We start from the raw sequence: 16919 nt of genomic DNA, 5'->3' as shown, positions 1-16919 counted from the left end.
CCCATTCGCACCGAGCCGGACTCCTCATACTCCGCCGCGGTGCGTGCTGCGCGCACCCGCCTGGTCTCCAGGCAGATGTCCCCTCGCGCCTCGCCTTACCGATTCCGTCCGGCTGCTTTCAAGCCCCGCACGGAACCATTTTCCTCGTGATCGGCCGACCCGCACCCTCGTACGAAGCGGACGGCCAGGCGCTCCTTCCTCCTCCAACGCGACACGGTCGACGGAGACTCGCGCACCGCAACCACAAGACGAAATTCCTCGTTCCGGAACGAAGCCTCGCCCGGCTTTATCATCTCGAACTTGTCTGATTGACGACGTGGAGTGTCCCCGCCACAGAGAACGGAAAGCCCGAAGCCATCCCGTTGAGATGACCTTCAAACTTCCTCGTACAGATATGATCCGCGTCCCCTGTGGGAGCCATTTAGGCAGGATCGCCCGGCAAGATCAATCGGGTTTTTTGCCCGTCGCTGGACGCCGACAGTTGACTCTCGCGGCGCGTTTTGCATGCCCCTCCCGAGTCCATCGAGAATCGCTGTCGAATCAAGGGTTTTGTTTTTTGGCTTCTTGCTTAGCTGGCAAAAAAGAAAAAAAATAAAAATTCGCTTGACTCACTTCGGACGCGAGTCTGGCGCGCAGAGAGACGGCGCGCACCGCAACCACCTCCCGCAACCGATTGAAATCATTGCATAAAACTTGTCATCACCATGACACAATTACCGGTCGGGAAATTCACCGCGGCGGCGACAACGGGATGAATCCGAAAAGCCCGGCGCGAGCGCCGGGCTTTTCTTCAACCATTTTTTATTTAGCCGGATTAGGCCGAAAGTGCCTTCACGCGCTGGGCCAGACGCGAAACTTTGCGCGATGCCGTGTTGGCATGCAGCACGCCCTTGGTGGCGGCGCGCATCAGTTCCGGCTGTGCCGCCTTAAGGGCGGCGGCGGCGGCTGCCTGATCGCCGGAGGCGAGCGCCTCTTCAACCTTGCGGACGAAGCTGCGGACGCGCGAACGGCGAGCCTTGTTCACTGCAGTGCGGCGAGCGATCTTGCGGGTCGCCTTTTTCGCCGAAGTTGTATTGGCCATCGATGCCTCTCTACGAAAACTGACATGAACTCCGCCTTCGCCGTGCCGGGTCACTGCGACCTGTCATCAAAGCAATTCGGGAGCATTATCGGAAAGCCTCGCTTGGGGGCGTTCCTGACTGAGGGCGGCGTATAGCGGGAAACCGTGCTGGCGTCAACGCGCATTTTGCGAAAACCCGCCGGCAAATATCCCTCGTGGCCGCTCACCGGTGCTTGAAGTCCGCCTTGCGCTTTTCGACGAAGGCGGCCATCCCCTCCTTCTGGTCGGCGGTCGCGAAAAGCGACTGGAACAGCCGCCGCTCGAAGCGCAGGCCCTCGGCGAGGGTGACCTCCAGCGAGCGGTTGACCGCCTCCTTGGCCATCATCACCGCCGGCAGCGAGAAGGAGGCAATCTTCTCGGCCGCGCCGAGCGCCTCGTCGAGAAGCTTCTCCGGCGCCACCACCCGCGCGACTAGCCCCGAACGCTCGGCCTCGGCCGCGTCCATCATACGGCCGGTGAGAATAAGGTCCATCGCCTTCGCCTTGCCGACGGCGCGGGTCAGTCGCTGCGAGCCGCCCATGCCGGGAATGACGGCGAGGGTGATCTCCGGCTGGCCGAACTTCGCCGTCTCCGACGCGATGATGAAGTCGCACATCATGGCGAGCTCGCAGCCGCCGCCGAGCGCAAAGCCCGAAACGGCTGCGATCATCGGCTTGCGGGCACCGGCGACATGCTCCCAGCCGCCGAGGAAATCGCCAAGATAGCTGCCGACGAAATCGAGCGATTGCATCTCCTTGATGTCGGCGCCCGCGGCAAAGGCCTTCTCGGAGCCGGTGATGACGATCGCGCCGACCGCCTTGTCGGCATCGAAGGCCTTGAGCGCCGCGTCGAGCTCGCGCATCACGACCGAATTCAGCGCGTTCAGCGCCTGCGGCCGGTTGAGCGTGATCAGCCCCACGCGCCCGCGCGTTTCGACCAACAGCGTCTCGTAACTCATCCTCTTCTCCTCCACTTCGATTGATACTTCTGCGGCGCCGCGCGTCCCTGTCAGACGGGCAAGGGTCGCTGCAGCACTTTGAACTGCTGCATGTTCCTATTCTTAGATCCGCATCGATTTAAGGAAACATGCAGCAGGGCTATTTCTGGCAGCGCGGGCAATGGAAGGTCGAGCGCCCGGCCTGGACGATGCGGGCGACCGTACCGCGACAGCCGGGCGTGCGGCAAGCCTCGCCTTCCCGGTCGTAGACGGAGAAGCTGTGCTGGAAATAGCCGAGGCTGCCATCCGCCTGGATGTGGTCCTTCAAGGACGACCCGCCGGCAGCGATCGCATCGGCAATGACCGCGCGAATGGCCTCCGTCAGCGCGGAAAGTGCCCGTTTCGGACGCCCCTTGCCGTCTACGACAGAGCCGGCCGGCCTTTGGGGCGACAGGCCGGAGCGCCAAAGCGCCTCGCAGACATAGATGTTGCCGAGCCCGGCGATCGTCTTCTGGTCGAGAAGGGCGGCCTTCAGCGGCTGCGCCTTGCCGGCGAAGCGGGCGGCGAGATAGGCGGCATCGAGGGCGTTGCCGGTCGGCTCCTCGCCCAGATCGCGGAAGAAGACATGCTCGGCAATCCTGTCGCGCCGCGCCAGATCCATGAAGCCGAAGCGGCGCGGATCGTTGTAGATCACCCGCGCCGGGCCGGCCGGCGCGTCCAGATGGAAGATCACGTGGTCGTGCTTCTCGTCCTTGCGGCGCGGGTGGTGGAAGGCGCCGGGCGTGGCCGGTTCGGCGCCGGCCTCGATGCGGAACGAGCCGGACATGCCGAGATGCGCGATGATCACGTCGCCGCCCTCGAGATCGATCATCAGATATTTGGCGCGCCGCGACAGCGCGACGATGCGGCGGCCGGAAACCGCGGCGGCGAAATTCTCGGGGAACGGAAAGCGCAGGTCCGGCCGGCGCAATTCGGCCCTGACCAGAAGCGCCCCTTCCATCGTCGGCGCCAATCCGCGCTTGACCGTCTCTACCTCAGGCAATTCCGGCATCGGCCGTCTTTCCCTTGTTCTTTCTTCATTCCGTCCCCATGAGACGCATTCCCATCGCGGGATTGATGCCCTATAGGGTGTCGCAATTCAAAGTGTTACCGCGACCTTCGTGCGTCCGAAAGACGCATAGCCGCGAAGGCCGGGGCCGTTCACCGCCGCTGAGATAGCGCGTGGGGGAGGATTTCGCTATGGTGCCGGCAAATTTCGTTGAAGTGGAGTCTCGGGATGGCGGATGAGCGCGTATCGGCGGATGGCGGAATGGAGACCTCCTTCGGTTTCCGGGAAGTCGGCGCGGGCGAGAAGCAACCGCTCGTCAACGACGTCTTCCACAAGGTCGCCAAGCGCTACGACATCATGAACGACGTGATGTCTGCGGGCCTTCACCGCGTCTGGAAGGACGCGATGGTCGCGGCGCTCAACCCGCCGCGGCGAGACGATTTCCGGGTGCTCGACGTCGCCGGCGGCACCGGCGACATCGCCTTCCGCATCATCGAGGCCTCGGGCCGCAAGGCGCACGCGACCGTCCTCGACATCAACGGCTCGATGCTCGCCGTCGGCGCGGAACGCGCCCGCAAGAGGGGGCTCGTCGACAATCTCGATTTCGTCGAAGCGAATGCCGAGGACCTGCCCTTCGCGGCGAATTCCTTCGACGCCTATACGATCGCCTTCGGCATTCGGAACGTGCCGCGCATCGAGGTGGCGCTCAAGGAGGCCTACCGCGTGCTTAAGCGCGGCGGCCGGCTGCTGGTGCTCGAATTCTCCGAAGTCGAGATGCCGCTTCTCGATCGCTTCTACGACGCCTGGTCCTTCAACGCGATCCCGAAGTTCGGCAAGCTCATCACCGGCGACGACGCGCCCTATCAGTATCTCGTCGAGTCGATCCGGAAGTTCCCCAACCAGCGCGATTTCGCCGCCATGATCCGCAATGCCGGCTTCGCCCGCGTTTCCTTCACCAACTATACCGGCGGCATCGCGGCCCTCCATTCCGGCTGGAAAATCTGACCGCATGAGTACGCCCGGAGCATATTTCCGTCTGGTGCGGATCGGCTGGGTGCTTGCGCGCGAGGACGCCTTTTCGGCGGTGCCTTCCGAACACCTTCCGCCGCTCGCACGCTTCGTGCAGAGGCTCGCCAAGCTGCTTGCCCGCCGCAAGGCGCGGCTCGAGGCGAGGAGCGGCCGACTCGCCCGCGCCGTCGAGCGGCTCGGCCCCTCCTATGTCAAGATCGGCCAGTTCCTGGCGACACGGCCCGATGTCGTCGGCGCCGAGCTTGCCGCCGACCTGTCGCTCCTGCAGGACCGCATGGCGACCTTTCCGCAGCATGAGGCCAAGGCCGCCATCGAAGGCTCGCTCGGCCGCTCGGTCGAGGCGCTCTTCGCCGAATTCTCCGAGCCGATGGCGGCGGCATCGATCGCGCAGGTGCATCCCGCCGTGGTCATGCGCGACGGCCGCCGCGAGAAGGTTGCAGTCAAGGTCATCCGCCCTGGCGTGCGCCAGCGCTTCGCCGCCGACATTGAGGCTATGTACCTGGTTTCGCGCATGCAGGAGCGCTTCCTGCCCTATACGCGCCGGCTGAAGCCGGTGGAGGTCACGAAGACGCTCGAGCAGACGACCAAGATCGAGATGGATCTGAGGCTCGAGGCGGCGGCACTTTCCGAGCTCGCGGCAAACATCAAGGAAGATTCCGGTTTTCGCGTCCCCAGGGTCGACTGGGAACGCACGGGGCGCGACGTCGTGACCATGGAATGGATCGACGGCGTGAAGATGTCGGACATCGAAGGCCTGAAGCGGGCCGGACACGACCTCAACAGGCTTGCCGAAACGCTGATCCAGTCGTTCCTGCGCCACACGCTTCGCGACGGCTTCTTCCATGCGGACATGCACCAGGGCAACCTCTTCGTCGACGAGGCCGGCCATATCGTCGCCGTCGACATGGGCATCGTCGGCCGGCTCGGCCGGAAGGAACGCCGCTTTCTCGCGGAGATCCTCTACGGCTTCATCATGCGCGACTACCAGCGCGTCGCCGACGTGCATTTCGAGGCGGGCTACGTCCCCTCCCACCACGATGCCGCGAGCTTCGCCCAGGCGATCCGCGCCATCGGCGAGCCGATCCACGGCCAGCCGGCGGAGACGATCTCGATGGCGAAACTGCTGACGCTGCTCTTCGAGGTGACCGAACTCTTCGACATGCAGACGCGCCCCGAGCTCGTCATGCTGCAGAAGACGATGGTCGTCGTCGAGGGCGTGGCGCGCACGCTCAACCCGCGCTTCAACATGTGGAAGGCGTCCGAACCGGTGGTCGGCAAATGGATCCGCGACAATCTCGGCCCGAAGCGCATCGTCGCGGACCTGCGCGACGGCCTGCATGCGGCGCTCCGGATCGCCGAGGCGGCGCCGGAAATCGCCGCCCGGACGGAGCGTTTTTCGGCGGAAATCGTGGCAATGAGCGAGAACGGCCTGCGCTTCGACGCGGAAACCGCGGAGGCGATCGGCAGGGCCGAGGCACGGCACAACCGCTCCGGCCGCATCGCGCTCTGGGTGATCGCCGCAACGCTTCTTTACATTGCGTGGCAGCTTGGCTGAACAGGCGGCCGGCGTGTCGGCCGCCGCCCTCACAAGAAGCCCCCCGTTTTCCCGCATAATGCCCTCAATGCACATCGAAGATCAGCGATCGGTGCGCAGCAATGGCTGCCGTGACACCGTCGCCGACCGCGTGCGAGACGGAGCCCGCTTCCCGCGCGGCGTCGCCGCAGGCATAGACGCCCGGGACGCTCGTCTCCTTTGCCTCATTCGTCCGGATATGGGGGCCGAGCGGTCCTTCCGCGAAGGCGCAGCCAAGTGCGGCGGGCAGGTCAGAGGCCATGCGCGTGCGCGGAGCGACGAACAGGCCCTCGAGGGGTATCGCCCGGCCACCGTCCAGAATGACGGTCGGCCTTTCGCCCTCCACGGCCAGGACCCATTCTCTTTCGATTTCCACGCCACGCGCTCTGAGCATCGCCTCCTGTGCGGCGTCGGGTTCGAAGGCGTCATTCAAGAAAAATGTGGTCGGTCCCCAATCCGGCAGCATCATGGCCTGGTGCAAGCTGTCCTCGCCCGTCGCCAGAAGGCCTATGCGCCCCAGCCCGAGCTCATAGCCGTGGCAATAGGGGCAATGGAAGACGGTGCGGCCCCAGCCTTCCTGAAGGCCGGGTATCGCGGGCAATTCGTCCACCACTCCCGTGGCCAGAATCAGACGGCGCGCCGTGATCTTTTCGTTCCCCAGCGAGACCACGAAATGGGCTCCCTCCCGCGCCGCGGCCTCGGCCGTTCCTTCGACAAATCGCACATTGGTATAGGCGAGCAATTGCAGCCGACCGCTGTCGGCGATAGCCGCGGCCGCCTCTCCGTCACGGGTGAGAAATCCGTGAGAGGCTTCCGCAAAACGGTTCCGCGGGAGCCGGGCATCGATCACAACGACCGAGCGCCTCGCTCTCGCCAATAGCAGTCCCGCCGAAAGCCCGGCATAGCTGCCGCCCACGATCGCTACATCAATGGCCATGAGTAATCCTTCATCTCGCGTCGTCGCGATCACCTCTCTTGCGGCAATTGCCTGCGGTCGAGTAGGGTTCCGATCGAAAGAGGAGCGCGGTCTTGCAGTCGCATCCCGCTCTAACGCTTCAGAATCGATCGCGTTCATGATGTTTCGGTCGGTCCGACCAAAAAACATCGTGGACAAGGAAGGCCGAAACCGGATGGTATTGTCGGGCAAGCGCATTCTTCTCATCATCTCCGGCGGCATCGCCGCCTATAAGAGCCTCGACCTCATTCGCCGGCTGCGTGAGCGCGGCGCGGAGGTGCGGCCGGTGATGACGGCGGCGGCGCAAGAATTCGTGACGCCGCTTGCCGTCGGCGCGCTTTCGGCCTCGCATGTGTTCACCGATCTCTTTTCGCGCGAGGACGAGCAGGATGTCGGCCATATCCGGCTCGCGCGCCACTGCGACCTCGTCGTGGTGGCGCCGGCGACGGCCGATCTGATGGCGAAGATGGCGAACGGCCACGCCGACGACCTCGCCTCGACGGTGCTCATCGCGACGGACCGCCCGGTGCTCGTCGCGCCGGCGATGAACCCGAAGATGTGGATGCATCCGGCGACGCGCCGCAATCGCGCGACGCTTTCCGGTGACGGCGTCCGCTTCGTCGGCCCGGCGGCCGGCGAGATGGCCGAGAGCGGCGAAGCGGGCGAAGGCCGGATGGCCGAGCCGCTGGAGATCGTCTCCGCGATCGAGGGATTGCTGGGCGAGCCGCGGCCGCTCGCCGGGAAAAAGGCCATCGTCACCTCCGGACCGACACACGAGCCGATCGATCCGGTGCGCTACATCGCCAACCGCTCGTCCGGCAAGCAGGGCCACGCGATTGCCGCGGCGCTCGCCCGCCTCGGCGCCGAGGTCACCCTCGTCTCCGGGCCGGTGACGATCCCCGATCCCGCCGGCGTCAGCGTCGTCCGGGTGGAGCGCGCCGAGGAGATGCGCGACGCGGTGCTCGCCGCCCTCCCCGCCGACGTGGCGGTGATGGTGGCGGCGGTCGCGGACTGGCGCGTCGCGTCCGCCGCCGGCAACAAGATCAAGAAGCGGCCGGGCGAGGCCCCGCCGCCCCTGCAGCTTGCCGAGAACCCGGACATCCTGAAGACGGTCGGTCACCATGGGGCCCGCCCGAAGCTGGTGATCGGCTTTGCCGCCGAGACGGAAAACGTCGCCGACAACGGCCGGGCGAAGCTCGAAAGGAAAGGCGCCGATTACATTCTGGCAAACGACGTCTCGCCGGCGACCGGCATCATGGGCGGCGACCGCAACCGGGTGAAGCTGATCGGCCGCGAGGGCAGCGAGGACTGGCCGGAAATGGACAAGGACGAAGTCGCCGCGAAACTCGCGGCACTGATCGCCGCAAAGCTTTCCGCATAGGCCCAGAGCATTCGGCAGTCGGGTGGAATCACCCGACGTCGCACGGATGCAGCAAATACAGTCGGGTCAGGCGAGGTCGCTTGCCGCCAAAGGAAGCACGGAGGCGGCGGCACGCTCCGGGATCGCTACGTCGGCCGCGCCGAACAGGCGCACGTCGACGCCGTTTTCACCGACGATCACCGCGGAACCGTCCGGGATTTCGGCCCAGGCATTGTCGTCGTTCAGGGGTTCGGAAACCAGGCAATAGCCGCCGTCCGCCCCCATCGGCGCGGCGTAGAGCGTCGGCGCCTTGCGGTCGGAGGCGTAGCGCACGGCGAAGAGGTCGTGACCATTGGAGAAGGCGGCCGTGAAGCGAACGAGAACGCGGCGACCGAGTTGCCCGGCCAGCCGCTCGACGAAGCCGAGCGCCTCCGCGACCGCTCCGAGCGGATTGCTTTCGAGGCCGAACTGCAGAGCCAGCAGGAAAAGCAGCTCGGAATCCGTGGTGCCGGTGCGCGCGGCATAGAGTTCGTCGTCGAGCATGTTCTCCATCGGCCGGCGCAGGTGCTCGAAGTCGCCGATCTGGCCGTTGTGCATGAAGGCCCAGCGGCCATGGACGAATGGATGGCAATTGTCACGCCGCGTGCCGCCGCCGGTCGCGGCGCGCACATGGGCGAGGAAGAGCCGCGAGCGGATCTGGCGCGCGATGCTTTTCAGGTTGCAATCGGACCAGGCGGGCAGAATGTCGCGATAGCGGCCGGGCTCCGGCCGATCGCCGTACCAGGCGATGCCGAAGCCGTCGCCATTGGTCGCGGTCTTGGCACGCGTCGCGCAATGGGATTGCTCGATCAGCGAATGGGCCGGCGACGAGACGAGTTCCTCGAGATAGAGCGGCTCTCCACGATAGGCTGCCCAACGGCACATGCGTCAATCACTCCGGTCCTGCGCGTTGATAAAAGGCGATTCGTTCACCGTCGTCACGCCGATGTTTCAACGGAACATGGTAAAAATGCGTTAACACTTTTCGCACTGCTTGTTCCGGTACGGTAGCGGGGCACCCTTTCCGGCGCTGTTTCCCTTGTGACATCAGCGCGTGACATGGTGCGCGACGGGTTCGTGACGGGCACGCATTTCGAAATAAATATTCCATATTGACAAATTTCGCTCGCTTCATTTCATTTCGTCCAATATTTGGCAGCTTCGGCCGGGAGGAACGACATGAGCGGCAAGCGCAGACTGGGGGTCGGCCTGATCGGCACGGGGTTCATGGGCAAGGCCCATGCCCTCGGCTTCACCATTGCAGCACGGGTCTTCGACCTGCCCTTCGAACTGGACCTGGTATCGGTCGCAGACGTGACCGAGGAGAGTGCCGAGGCTGCCCGCGCCCGGCTCGGCTTCCGCAAGGCGACCGCGGACTGGCGCGATCTCCTGACCGATCCCGACATCGACATCATCGACATCACCACGCCCAACCTCCTGCACAAGGAGATGGCGCTCGCGGCCATCGCCCATGGCAAGCACGTCTATTGCGAAAAGCCGCTGGCGCCGACCGTTGCCGATTGTGCCGAGATGGTGGCCGCGGCGGAAAAGGCGGGCGTCGTCACCCAGGTCGGCTTCAACTATCTCAAGAACCCGTTGATCTTCCTTGCCAGGGACATCATCGAAAGCGGCGAGATCGGCGAGATCCGGTCGTTCCGCGGCATCCATGCGGAAGACTTCATGGCCGACGCCGGCATTCCGTGGGCCTGGCGGCTCGATCCGAGGAGCGGCGGCGGCGCGCTCGCCGATATCGGCAGCCACATCATCGCCTGCATGCGCCACCTCGTCGGCCCGATCAGGTCCGTGCTCGCCGAGACCGTCGTCCACATCGCCGAGCGCCCGGTTTCCCGCGGCGCGGCGGAGATGCGGCCGGTCGAAGTCGACGATATCGCGCGCGCGTTCGTCCGTTTCGAGAGCGGCGCGAGCGGCAGCTTCGAGGCCAACTGGATCGCCACCGGCCGCAAGATGCAGCACGATTTCGAGATCTACGGCTCGAAGGGCAGCATCGTCTTCACCCAGGAACGACTGAACGAGATCAGGGTCTACTACGCCGGCGACGACGTCAGGAGCCGCGGCTTCCGCACCATCTGGGCGGGACCGGAGCACCCGCCCTACGGCGCCTTCTGCGTGGCGCCGGGCCACCAGATCGGCTTCAACGACCTGAAGGCGATCGAGGTCAACGAATTCCTGGAGGCGATCGCCTCGGGCGGCAGGCCTTCGACCGATTTCCGCGAGGGCTACGAGGTGCAGAAGGTGCTTTCGGCCACCTATCACTCCGCCCGGACGAACGAATGGGTGGAGATCGGTTGAGGGGGTGGAGGCTTGGGAAACCTCGAAATCTGCCCCTCACCCTAACCCTCTCCGGCAGTCACCCCGCAGTGCGGGGAGACGGTGGCGGGCAGCCGGACGAGGGGCGTACCCTCCGGAAAGACGCCCGACGCAAAGAACGGGAAAATGGAACGCCCGTTCTATCCTCGACGTTATCAATCGATTAAAGTAGGGCAATTGGAACGCACTACTGCGCCGCGCGCCCGATCAGGCGCGCAAAGGTTGCCGTAGGACTTTGAAGGGCCGCATGGTTTTCCTCAAATCATCGACAGGAAATCATGCGAGCAGTCTGGGAGATGCCGAACGATGCCAGCGCCGGAGACGACCACGGATGTCCCGCAGGATTTCGAGACGCTGAAGGCCGTCATCCTTGAACGCAAGGCGCAATTGCCGAAGCGGCTGAAGCAGGTGGCCGCCTATTCGCTCGACAATCCCGACGAGATCGCCTTCGGCACCGCCGCGAGCATCGCCACCTCCGCCGACGTCCAGCCCTCGACGCTCGTGCGCTTCGCCCAGCACTTCGGCTTCGAGGGCTTTTCGAGCCTGCAGCAGATTTTTCGCGCCCGGCTCCGGGAGCGCACCCCCGGCTACGAGGAACGGTTGAAGGCGCTGCGCGGCAACGACCACAGCAAGCTCGAAAGCGGCTCGATCTTCAACGGCTTCGTCGCCGCCGCCCATCGCTCGCTCGACAACATCGCGACATCCGTCGATCCGGAAGCGTTCGAGCGCGCCGTCAACATCCTGGCCAAGGCCGACACGATCTACCTCATCGCCAAGCGGCGGTCCTATCCCATCTCCAGCTACATGGCCTATGCCTTCGGCAAGCTCAAGGTGAAGTACCAGCATGTCGGCACGGCCGCCGGCATCGACGACGACATGCTGGCGATGGCGACCAGCCGTGACGCCGCCTTCGCTGTGAGCTTTTCGCCCTATGCCTCCGAAAGCGCGGCCCAGGCGCGCCTCCTCGCGAACCGCAAGGTGCCGGTGGTGTCGCTCACCGATTCCGCCTTCTCGCCGCTTGCCGAGTCCTCCAAGGTCTGGTTCGAGCTCGTCGAGGCCGATCACGCCGGCTTCCGCTCGCTTTCCGCCAGCATGGCCTTCGCCATGGCGCTGACCGTCGCCATCGCTGAGAAACGGCGGCGCACGGAGGACGGGCATTCCATATAGAACGAAAATTCCATATTGACGAAGTCGCGGAATTTATGTTTCATACCGGCATCGCCCATGACCTGCAGCGCCGCGCGTCTCACCTAGCGCGCAAGGGTCGCTGCAGCGCTTTGAATCACTGCATGTCTTCGTCCGTAAATCGAGGTCGATTTACGAAGGCATGCAGGTACATAATTGTCGACGCCGGCCCGGCGTCCGCGGGGAGGAAGCAGTGAACCAGATTCCATCGGCTGAAACGCCAAAGGGAGCCAAACCCCTCGACATCATCACGATCGGCAGAGCCTCGGTCGACCTCTACGGCCAGCAGATCGGCACCCGGCTCGAAGACGTGGCGAGCTTCGCCAAGTCGGTCGGCGGCTGCCCTTGCAACATTTCGGTCGGCACGGCGCGCCTCGGGCTCAAATCGGCCCTGCTGACGCGCGTCGGCAACGAGCAGATGGGCCGTTTCATCCGCGAGCAGCTTCAGCGCGAAGGGGTCGAGACCCGCGGCATAGTCACCGATCCGGAGCGGCTGACCGCACTCGCGATCCTCGCGGTCGAGAACGAGAAATCCTTCCCGCTGCTCTTCTACCGCGACAATTGCGCCGACAACGCGCTCTGCGAGGACGATATCGCGGAGAACTTTATCCGCTCGTCCCGCGCCGTCCTCGTCACCGGCACGCATTTCTCCAAGCCGAACACGGACGCCGCCCAGCGCAAGGCGATCCGGATCGCCAAGGAAAGCGGCGCAAAGGTCGTCTTCGACATCGACTATCGCCCGAACCTCTGGGGCCTTGCCGGCCATGACGCGGGCGAGAGCCGCTATATCGCCTCCGACCGCGTCTCGGGGCATCTGAAGACCGTGCTAGGCGACTGCGACCTGATCGTCGGCACCGAGGAAGAGGTGCTGATCGCCTCCGGCGAGAGCGACCTGCTCCAGGCGCTGAAGACCATCCGCGCGCTCTCCGATGCGACGATCGTGCTCAAGCGCGGGCCGATGGGCTGCATCGTCTATGACGGGCCGATCTCGGACGATCTCGAAGACGGCATCGTCGGCAAGGGCTTCCCGATCGAGGTCTACAACGTGCTCGGCGCGGGCGACGCCTTCATGTCCGGCTTCCTGCGCGGCTGGCTCACGGGCGAGCCGCATGCGACATCGGCGACCTGGGCGAACGCCTGCGGCGCCTTTGCCGTCTCGCGCCTGCTCTGCGCACCGGAAATCCCGACCTGGACCGAGCTGCAGTTCTTCCTCGGAAACGGCAGCAAGGAGAAGGCGCTGCGCAAGGACGAGGCGATCAACCACGTCCATTGGGCGACGACCCGCCGCCGCGACATCCCGCTTCTGATGGCGCTCGCGATCGACCATCGCAGCCAGCTCGAAGACATTGCCGAAGGCAATCCGGAACTGCTGGCGCGCATTCCGGCCTTCAAGGCGCTGGCCGTCAAGGCGGCGGCCGAAGTCGCCGCGGGCCGCTCCGGCTTCGGCATGCTGATCGACGACAAATACGGTCGCGACGCGCTCTATGCGGCGGGCGCCTATCGCGACTTCTGGATCGCCAAGCCGATCGAGCTTCCGGGCTCGCGGCCGCTCCAGTTCGAGTTCAGCCAGGACCTCGGCAGCCGCCTCATCGACTGGCCGGTCGACCATTGCATCAAGGTGCTCTCCTTCTATCACCCGGACGATCCGGCCGAGCTCAAGGCCGCGCAGATCGCCAAGCTTCGCTCCGCCTTCGAGGCGGCGCGCAAGGTCGGCCGCGAGATCCTGATCGAGATCATCGCCGGCAAGCATGGGCCGCTCGAAGACGACACCATTCCGCGCGCGCTCAACGAGCTTTATGATGCCGGCCTGAAGCCGGATTGGTGGAAGCTGGAGCCGCAGGCGAGCCGCGGCGCCTGGGCCGCCATCGACGCGGTAATCGAGAAGCGCGACCCGCTCTGCCGGGGCGTCGTCCTCCTCGGCCTCGAGGCGCCCTACGAGGTGCTGAAGGACGGGTTTGCCGCGGCGAGGACGTCGAAGACGGTCAAGGGCTTCGCCGTCGGCCGGACGATCTTTGCCGATGCCGCCAAGAGCTGGCTCAGCGGCACGATGACCGACGATGCGGCCGTCGCCGACATGGCGGCGAGGTTCAAGGCGCTGGTCGATCTCTGGCTGCAGCTCGGAGAGACGAGAGCCGCTTAGGGAAACCCGGCGCGGCTTTGGAAACGAAGGGCGGAGCCCAGACTTCGCCACCAGGAGGAAACGTAAGATGAGCCAGAAAACCGTGCGCCTGACCATGGCGCAAGCCGTGGCGCGGTTCCTGACGCGGCAGATGACGATCATCGACGGCAAGCGCGTGCCGATCTTCGGCGGCGTCTTCGCGATCTTCGGCCATGGCAACGTCGCCGGCGTCGGCGAGGCGCTCTATGCCGTGCGCGAGACCCTGCCGACCTACCGCGCCCAGAACGAGCAGGGCATGGCGAATGCGGCGATCGCCTTCGCCAAGGCGAGCTTCCGCCGCCGCTTCATGGCCTGCACGAGCTCGATCGGCCCGGGCGCGCTCAACATGGTGACGTCGGCCGCACTCGCCCACGTCAACCGCCTGCCGGTGCTGCTGCTCCCCGGCGACGTCTTCGCCAACCGCAGGCCCGATCCGGTGCTGCAGCAGGTGGAAAGCTTCGGCGACGGCACAGTCTCGGCCAATGACTGCTTCCGCCCGGTGTCGCGCTATTTCGACCGCATCACCCGGCCGGAGCAGATCATTCCGGCGCTTCGCCGCGCCATGCAGGTGCTGACCGATCCGGCCGATTGCGGTCCGGTCACGCTTTCGCTCTGCCAGGACGTCCAGGCGGAAGCCTATGACTATCCGGAATCCTTCTTCGAAGAGAAGGTATGGGTGCCGCGCCGCATCGAGCCCGATCTCGACGAGCTCGCGGCGGCGATCGCAATGCTGAAAGCCGCGAAGAAGCCGATCATCGTCGCCGGCGGCGGCGTGCTCTATTCGGAGGCGACCGCGGAGCTCGCGGACTTCGCCGAGAAGCACGGCATCCCGGTGGTCGAGACGCAGGCCGGCAAGTCGGCGCTGCCGCATTCACATCCGCTCAACATGGGCTCGGTCGGCGTCACCGGCACCTCCGCCTCGAACCGGCTCGCGGAGGAGACCGACCTCGTGCTCGCCGTCGGCTCGCGGCTCCAGGATTTCACCACCGGCTCCTGGGCGCTCTTCAAGAACGATGAACTGAAGATCATCGGCCTCAACGTCCAGCCCTTCGACGCCGGCAAGCACAACGGCCTGCCGCTGATTTCCGACGCGCGCGTCGGCCTCAACCGCCTGTCCGGCGGTCTCGGCGGCTACAGGGCCGACCCGGACTGGACCGAGAAGGCGAAGGCCGGCAAGGCCGAGTGGCTTGCGGCCGCCGACAAGGCGACCGCCACGACCAATGCGGCGCTGCCCTCCGATGCCCAGGTGATCGGCGCCGTCCAGCGCGCGCGGGGGGCCAAGAGGACGACGCTCGTCTGCGCCGCCGGCGGTCTGCCCGGCGAGTTGCACAAGCTCTGGCAGGCGGAAGAGCCCGGCGGCTACCACATGGAATACGGCTTCTCGACCATGGGCTACGAGGTCGCCGGCGGCCTCGGCGTCAAGCTCGCCAAACCCGACAGCGACGTGATCGTGATGGTCGGCGACGGCAGCTACATGATGCTGAACTCGGAGATCGCCTCCTCGATCATGCTCGGCGCCAAGTTCACCATCGTTCTCTTGGACAATGCCGGCTATGGCTGCATCAACCGTCTGCAGATGGAAACCGGCGGCGCCAACTTCAACAACCTCTTGCAGGACACGCATCACGTCGAGCTGCCGCAGATCGACTTCGCCGCGCATGCCGCCGCCATGGGCGCCGTCACCCGCAAGGTCGGCTCGATCCCGGAGCTCGAAGCCGCGCTCCAGGAGACCGCCAACGAACAGCGCACGACGGTCATCGTCATCGATACCGACCCGCTGATCACGACGGAGGCCGGCGGCCATTGGTGGGACGTCGCGGTTCCGGAAGTGTCTGACCGGGAGCAGGTGAAGGCGGCTCGCGAAGGTTATGAGAAGGCGCTCAAGACGCAGCGGTTTGGGTGAGTCGACGATCGGGCGCCCGCATTCGCGCGGGCGCTTTTCCATATCCATTGGCCCCGGGGGATGGGACGAAGTAGGCGCCGCGAGTCCCTTCTCCCCGTCCCTCACGGGGAGAAGGGTGGCGGCAGCCGGATGAGGGGCGTTGCCCTGACACATGACGAATCACCCGCTTCAAGCAAATGACGAACAGAAAGTGAAAGACATGATCCGCTACGGAACCAACCCGATTGCCTGGAGCAATGACGACGACCACTCGATCGGCGCGCACCTGACGCTGGAGGACTGCCTGTCCGATTGCCAGAAGATCGGCTTCGACGGCATCGAGAAGGGCCACAAGATGCCGTCCGATCCGGAGGCGCTGAAGCAGAAGCTCGCCTCCTACGACCTCGTCTTCGTTTCCGGCTGGCACTCGACTAACCTGCTCACCCATGGCGTCGAGGCGGAGAAGAAGGCGATCCAGCCGCATCTCGATCTCCTGAAGCACAATGGCTGCAAGGTGGCGATCGTCTGCGAGACCTCGAACGCCATCCACGGCGACGATTCCAAGTCCCTCGTCAAGGACAAGCCGGTGCTGCTGGCCGACCAATGGAAGAAGTTCGGCGCCGATCTCGAGGCCATCGCTCAGTATTGCGCCGACCAGGGCATCGACCTCGTCTATCACCACCACATGGGCACGATCGTCCAGACCGGCGAGGAGATCGACCTGTTGATGCAGAACACCGGCCCGGCGACCAAGCTGCTGCTCGATACCGGCCATGCCTGGTTCGGCGGCTCGGATCCGGCGGACGTGGCGAAGAAATACATGGATCGCGTCCGCCATATCCACTGCAAGAACGTCCGCCCGGCGGTCCGCGAAGTGGTGGAAGGCGAAGGCCTCTCCTTCCTCGAGGGCGTGCGCCGCGGCGTCTTCACGGTACCGGGCGACTCCGAGGGCGGCGTCGACTTCCTGCCGGTGCTGAAAATCGCCGCCGAACACGGCTATGATGGCTGGCTGGTGATCGAGGCCGAGCAGGATTCGGCCGTGCGCAATCCGTTCGAATACCAGTCGCTCGGGCTGAAGTCGCTGAAGTCGTTCGCGAAGGAAGCGGGGCTGGACAAATAGGCAGCCAAATCGGCTATCGGCCCCTCATCCGGCTGCCGCCACCTTCTCCCCGCCTGCGGGGAGAAGGGATATGCCGCGCCGCCTCCGCGTCCCCTCTCCCTTGGGAAGCGGGAAGAGATGATGGCAAGCCTCGAATCCCCTCTCCCCGCGCGCGGGGAGAGGGTTAGAGTGAGGGGCAGGCTGCGAATGCAGACCCCTTTGAAGAG

Annotated in this window: 13 protein-coding genes; 8 read left to right on the top strand and 5 right to left on the bottom strand. The window is 65.2% G+C overall.

Annotated features, from left to right (window positions below; translation table 11 throughout):
- Positions 1 to 814 precede the first annotated feature (814 nt).
- From rpsT to mutM, 3 genes are all read right to left on the bottom strand, one after another.
- On the bottom strand, positions 815 to 1081 hold the full coding sequence (gene rpsT / locus ATB98_RS10480) for a 30S ribosomal protein S20 (protein WP_066873073.1): 267 nt from the start codon (positions 1079 to 1081) through the stop codon (positions 815 to 817).
- Positions 1082 to 1283: 202 nt separating this feature from the next.
- The gene (locus tag ATB98_RS10475) at positions 1284 to 2057 is read right to left on the bottom strand and encodes an enoyl-CoA hydratase (protein ID WP_066873071.1); all 774 of its coding nucleotides are present in this window, start codon (positions 2055 to 2057) and stop codon (positions 1284 to 1286) included.
- 139 nt (positions 2058 to 2196) lie between these two features.
- On the bottom strand, positions 2197 to 3087 hold the full coding sequence (gene mutM, locus ATB98_RS10470; protein ID WP_066873068.1) for a bifunctional DNA-formamidopyrimidine glycosylase/DNA-(apurinic or apyrimidinic site) lyase: 891 nt from the start codon (positions 3085 to 3087) through the stop codon (positions 2197 to 2199).
- 225 nt (positions 3088 to 3312) lie between these two features.
- Between mutM and ubiE the strand changes: the two genes are divergently transcribed.
- Together ubiE and ubiB are read left to right on the top strand one after the other, a co-directional pair.
- Positions 3313 to 4089, top strand: coding sequence for a bifunctional demethylmenaquinone methyltransferase/2-methoxy-6-polyprenyl-1,4-benzoquinol methylase UbiE (ubiE, locus tag ATB98_RS10465; protein WP_066873065.1), 777 nt, complete (start codon positions 3313 to 3315; stop codon positions 4087 to 4089).
- 4 nt (positions 4090 to 4093) lie between these two features.
- A complete protein-coding gene (ubiB, locus tag ATB98_RS10460) occupies positions 4094 to 5668 on the top strand; it encodes a 2-polyprenylphenol 6-hydroxylase (protein ID WP_066873063.1) in 1575 nt (524 codons plus the stop codon).
- A gap of 64 nt (positions 5669 to 5732) precedes the next feature.
- Here the strand turns inward: ubiB and ATB98_RS10455 are convergent, their stop codons facing one another.
- Entirely contained in the window at positions 5733 to 6623 is an 891-nt protein-coding gene (locus ATB98_RS10455; protein WP_066873060.1) for an NAD(P)/FAD-dependent oxidoreductase, read from the bottom strand.
- A gap of 193 nt (positions 6624 to 6816) precedes the next feature.
- Between ATB98_RS10455 and coaBC the strand changes: the two genes are divergently transcribed.
- A complete protein-coding gene (gene coaBC, locus ATB98_RS10450) occupies positions 6817 to 8022 on the top strand; it encodes a bifunctional phosphopantothenoylcysteine decarboxylase/phosphopantothenate--cysteine ligase CoaBC (RefSeq protein WP_066873057.1) in 1206 nt (401 codons plus the stop codon).
- 66 nt (positions 8023 to 8088) lie between these two features.
- On the opposite strand, the gene ATB98_RS10445 is transcribed toward coaBC, so the two are convergent.
- On the bottom strand, positions 8089 to 8925 hold the full coding sequence (locus ATB98_RS10445) for a class II glutamine amidotransferase (protein WP_066873054.1): 837 nt from the start codon (positions 8923 to 8925) through the stop codon (positions 8089 to 8091).
- Positions 8926 to 9219: 294 nt separating this feature from the next.
- On the opposite strand from ATB98_RS10445, the gene ATB98_RS10440 reads away from it, so the two are divergent.
- From ATB98_RS10440 to iolE, 5 genes are all read left to right on the top strand, one after another.
- On the top strand, positions 9220 to 10350 hold the full coding sequence (locus ATB98_RS10440; RefSeq protein ID WP_066873050.1) for a Gfo/Idh/MocA family protein: 1131 nt from the start codon (positions 9220 to 9222) through the stop codon (positions 10348 to 10350).
- A 324-nt stretch (positions 10351 to 10674) separates the two neighbouring features.
- Positions 10675 to 11535 carry a MurR/RpiR family transcriptional regulator gene (locus tag ATB98_RS10435; protein ID WP_066873047.1) on the top strand — a complete coding sequence of 287 codons (861 nt, stop codon included), beginning with the start codon at positions 10675 to 10677 and terminating at the stop codon, positions 11533 to 11535.
- 211 nt (positions 11536 to 11746) lie between these two features.
- Positions 11747 to 13693 (top strand): bifunctional 5-dehydro-2-deoxygluconokinase/5-dehydro-2-deoxyphosphogluconate aldolase, encoded by a 1947-nt coding sequence (locus ATB98_RS10430; protein ID WP_066873044.1) that lies wholly within the window; start codon positions 11747 to 11749, stop codon positions 13691 to 13693.
- Between the two features lie 67 nt (positions 13694 to 13760).
- Positions 13761 to 15614 carry a 3D-(3,5/4)-trihydroxycyclohexane-1,2-dione acylhydrolase (decyclizing) gene (gene iolD, locus ATB98_RS10425; RefSeq protein WP_066873041.1) on the top strand — a complete coding sequence of 618 codons (1854 nt, stop codon included), beginning with the start codon at positions 13761 to 13763 and terminating at the stop codon, positions 15612 to 15614.
- A 199-nt stretch (positions 15615 to 15813) separates the two neighbouring features.
- Positions 15814 to 16713: a myo-inosose-2 dehydratase gene (gene iolE / locus ATB98_RS10420; protein ID WP_066873187.1), complete on the top strand. Its 900-nt coding sequence runs from the start codon at positions 15814 to 15816 to the stop codon at positions 16711 to 16713.
- Positions 16714 to 16919 lie beyond the last annotated feature (206 nt).

Source organism: Sinorhizobium saheli (assembly GCF_001651875.1).
Lineage (GTDB): Bacteria > Pseudomonadota > Alphaproteobacteria > Rhizobiales > Rhizobiaceae > Sinorhizobium > Sinorhizobium saheli.
This window is presented reverse-complemented; position numbering and strand designations above follow the sequence as displayed.

Coding starts and splice junctions, on each gene's coding strand:
- rpsT (WP_066873073.1), bottom strand. CDS start 1,081: ATGGCCAATACAACTTCGGCGAAAAAGGCGACCCGCAAGATCGCTCGC.
- ATB98_RS10475 (WP_066873071.1), bottom strand. CDS start 2,057: ATGAGTTACGAGACGCTGTTGGTCGAAACGCGCGGGCGCGTGGGGCTG.
- mutM (WP_066873068.1), bottom strand. CDS start 3,087: ATGCCGGAATTGCCTGAGGTAGAGACGGTCAAGCGCGGATTGGCGCCG.
- ubiE (WP_066873065.1), top strand. CDS start 3,313: ATGGCGGATGAGCGCGTATCGGCGGATGGCGGAATGGAGACCTCCTTC.
- ubiB (WP_066873063.1), top strand. CDS start 4,094: ATGAGTACGCCCGGAGCATATTTCCGTCTGGTGCGGATCGGCTGGGTG.
- ATB98_RS10455 (WP_066873060.1), bottom strand. CDS start 6,623: ATGGCCATTGATGTAGCGATCGTGGGCGGCAGCTATGCCGGGCTTTCG.
- coaBC (WP_066873057.1), top strand. CDS start 6,817: ATGGTATTGTCGGGCAAGCGCATTCTTCTCATCATCTCCGGCGGCATC.
- ATB98_RS10445 (WP_066873054.1), bottom strand. CDS start 8,925: ATGTGCCGTTGGGCAGCCTATCGTGGAGAGCCGCTCTATCTCGAGGAA.
- ATB98_RS10440 (WP_066873050.1), top strand. CDS start 9,220: ATGAGCGGCAAGCGCAGACTGGGGGTCGGCCTGATCGGCACGGGGTTC.
- ATB98_RS10435 (WP_066873047.1), top strand. CDS start 10,675: ATGCCAGCGCCGGAGACGACCACGGATGTCCCGCAGGATTTCGAGACG.
- iolD (WP_066873041.1), top strand. CDS start 13,761: ATGAGCCAGAAAACCGTGCGCCTGACCATGGCGCAAGCCGTGGCGCGG.
- iolE (WP_066873187.1), top strand. CDS start 15,814: ATGATCCGCTACGGAACCAACCCGATTGCCTGGAGCAATGACGACGAC.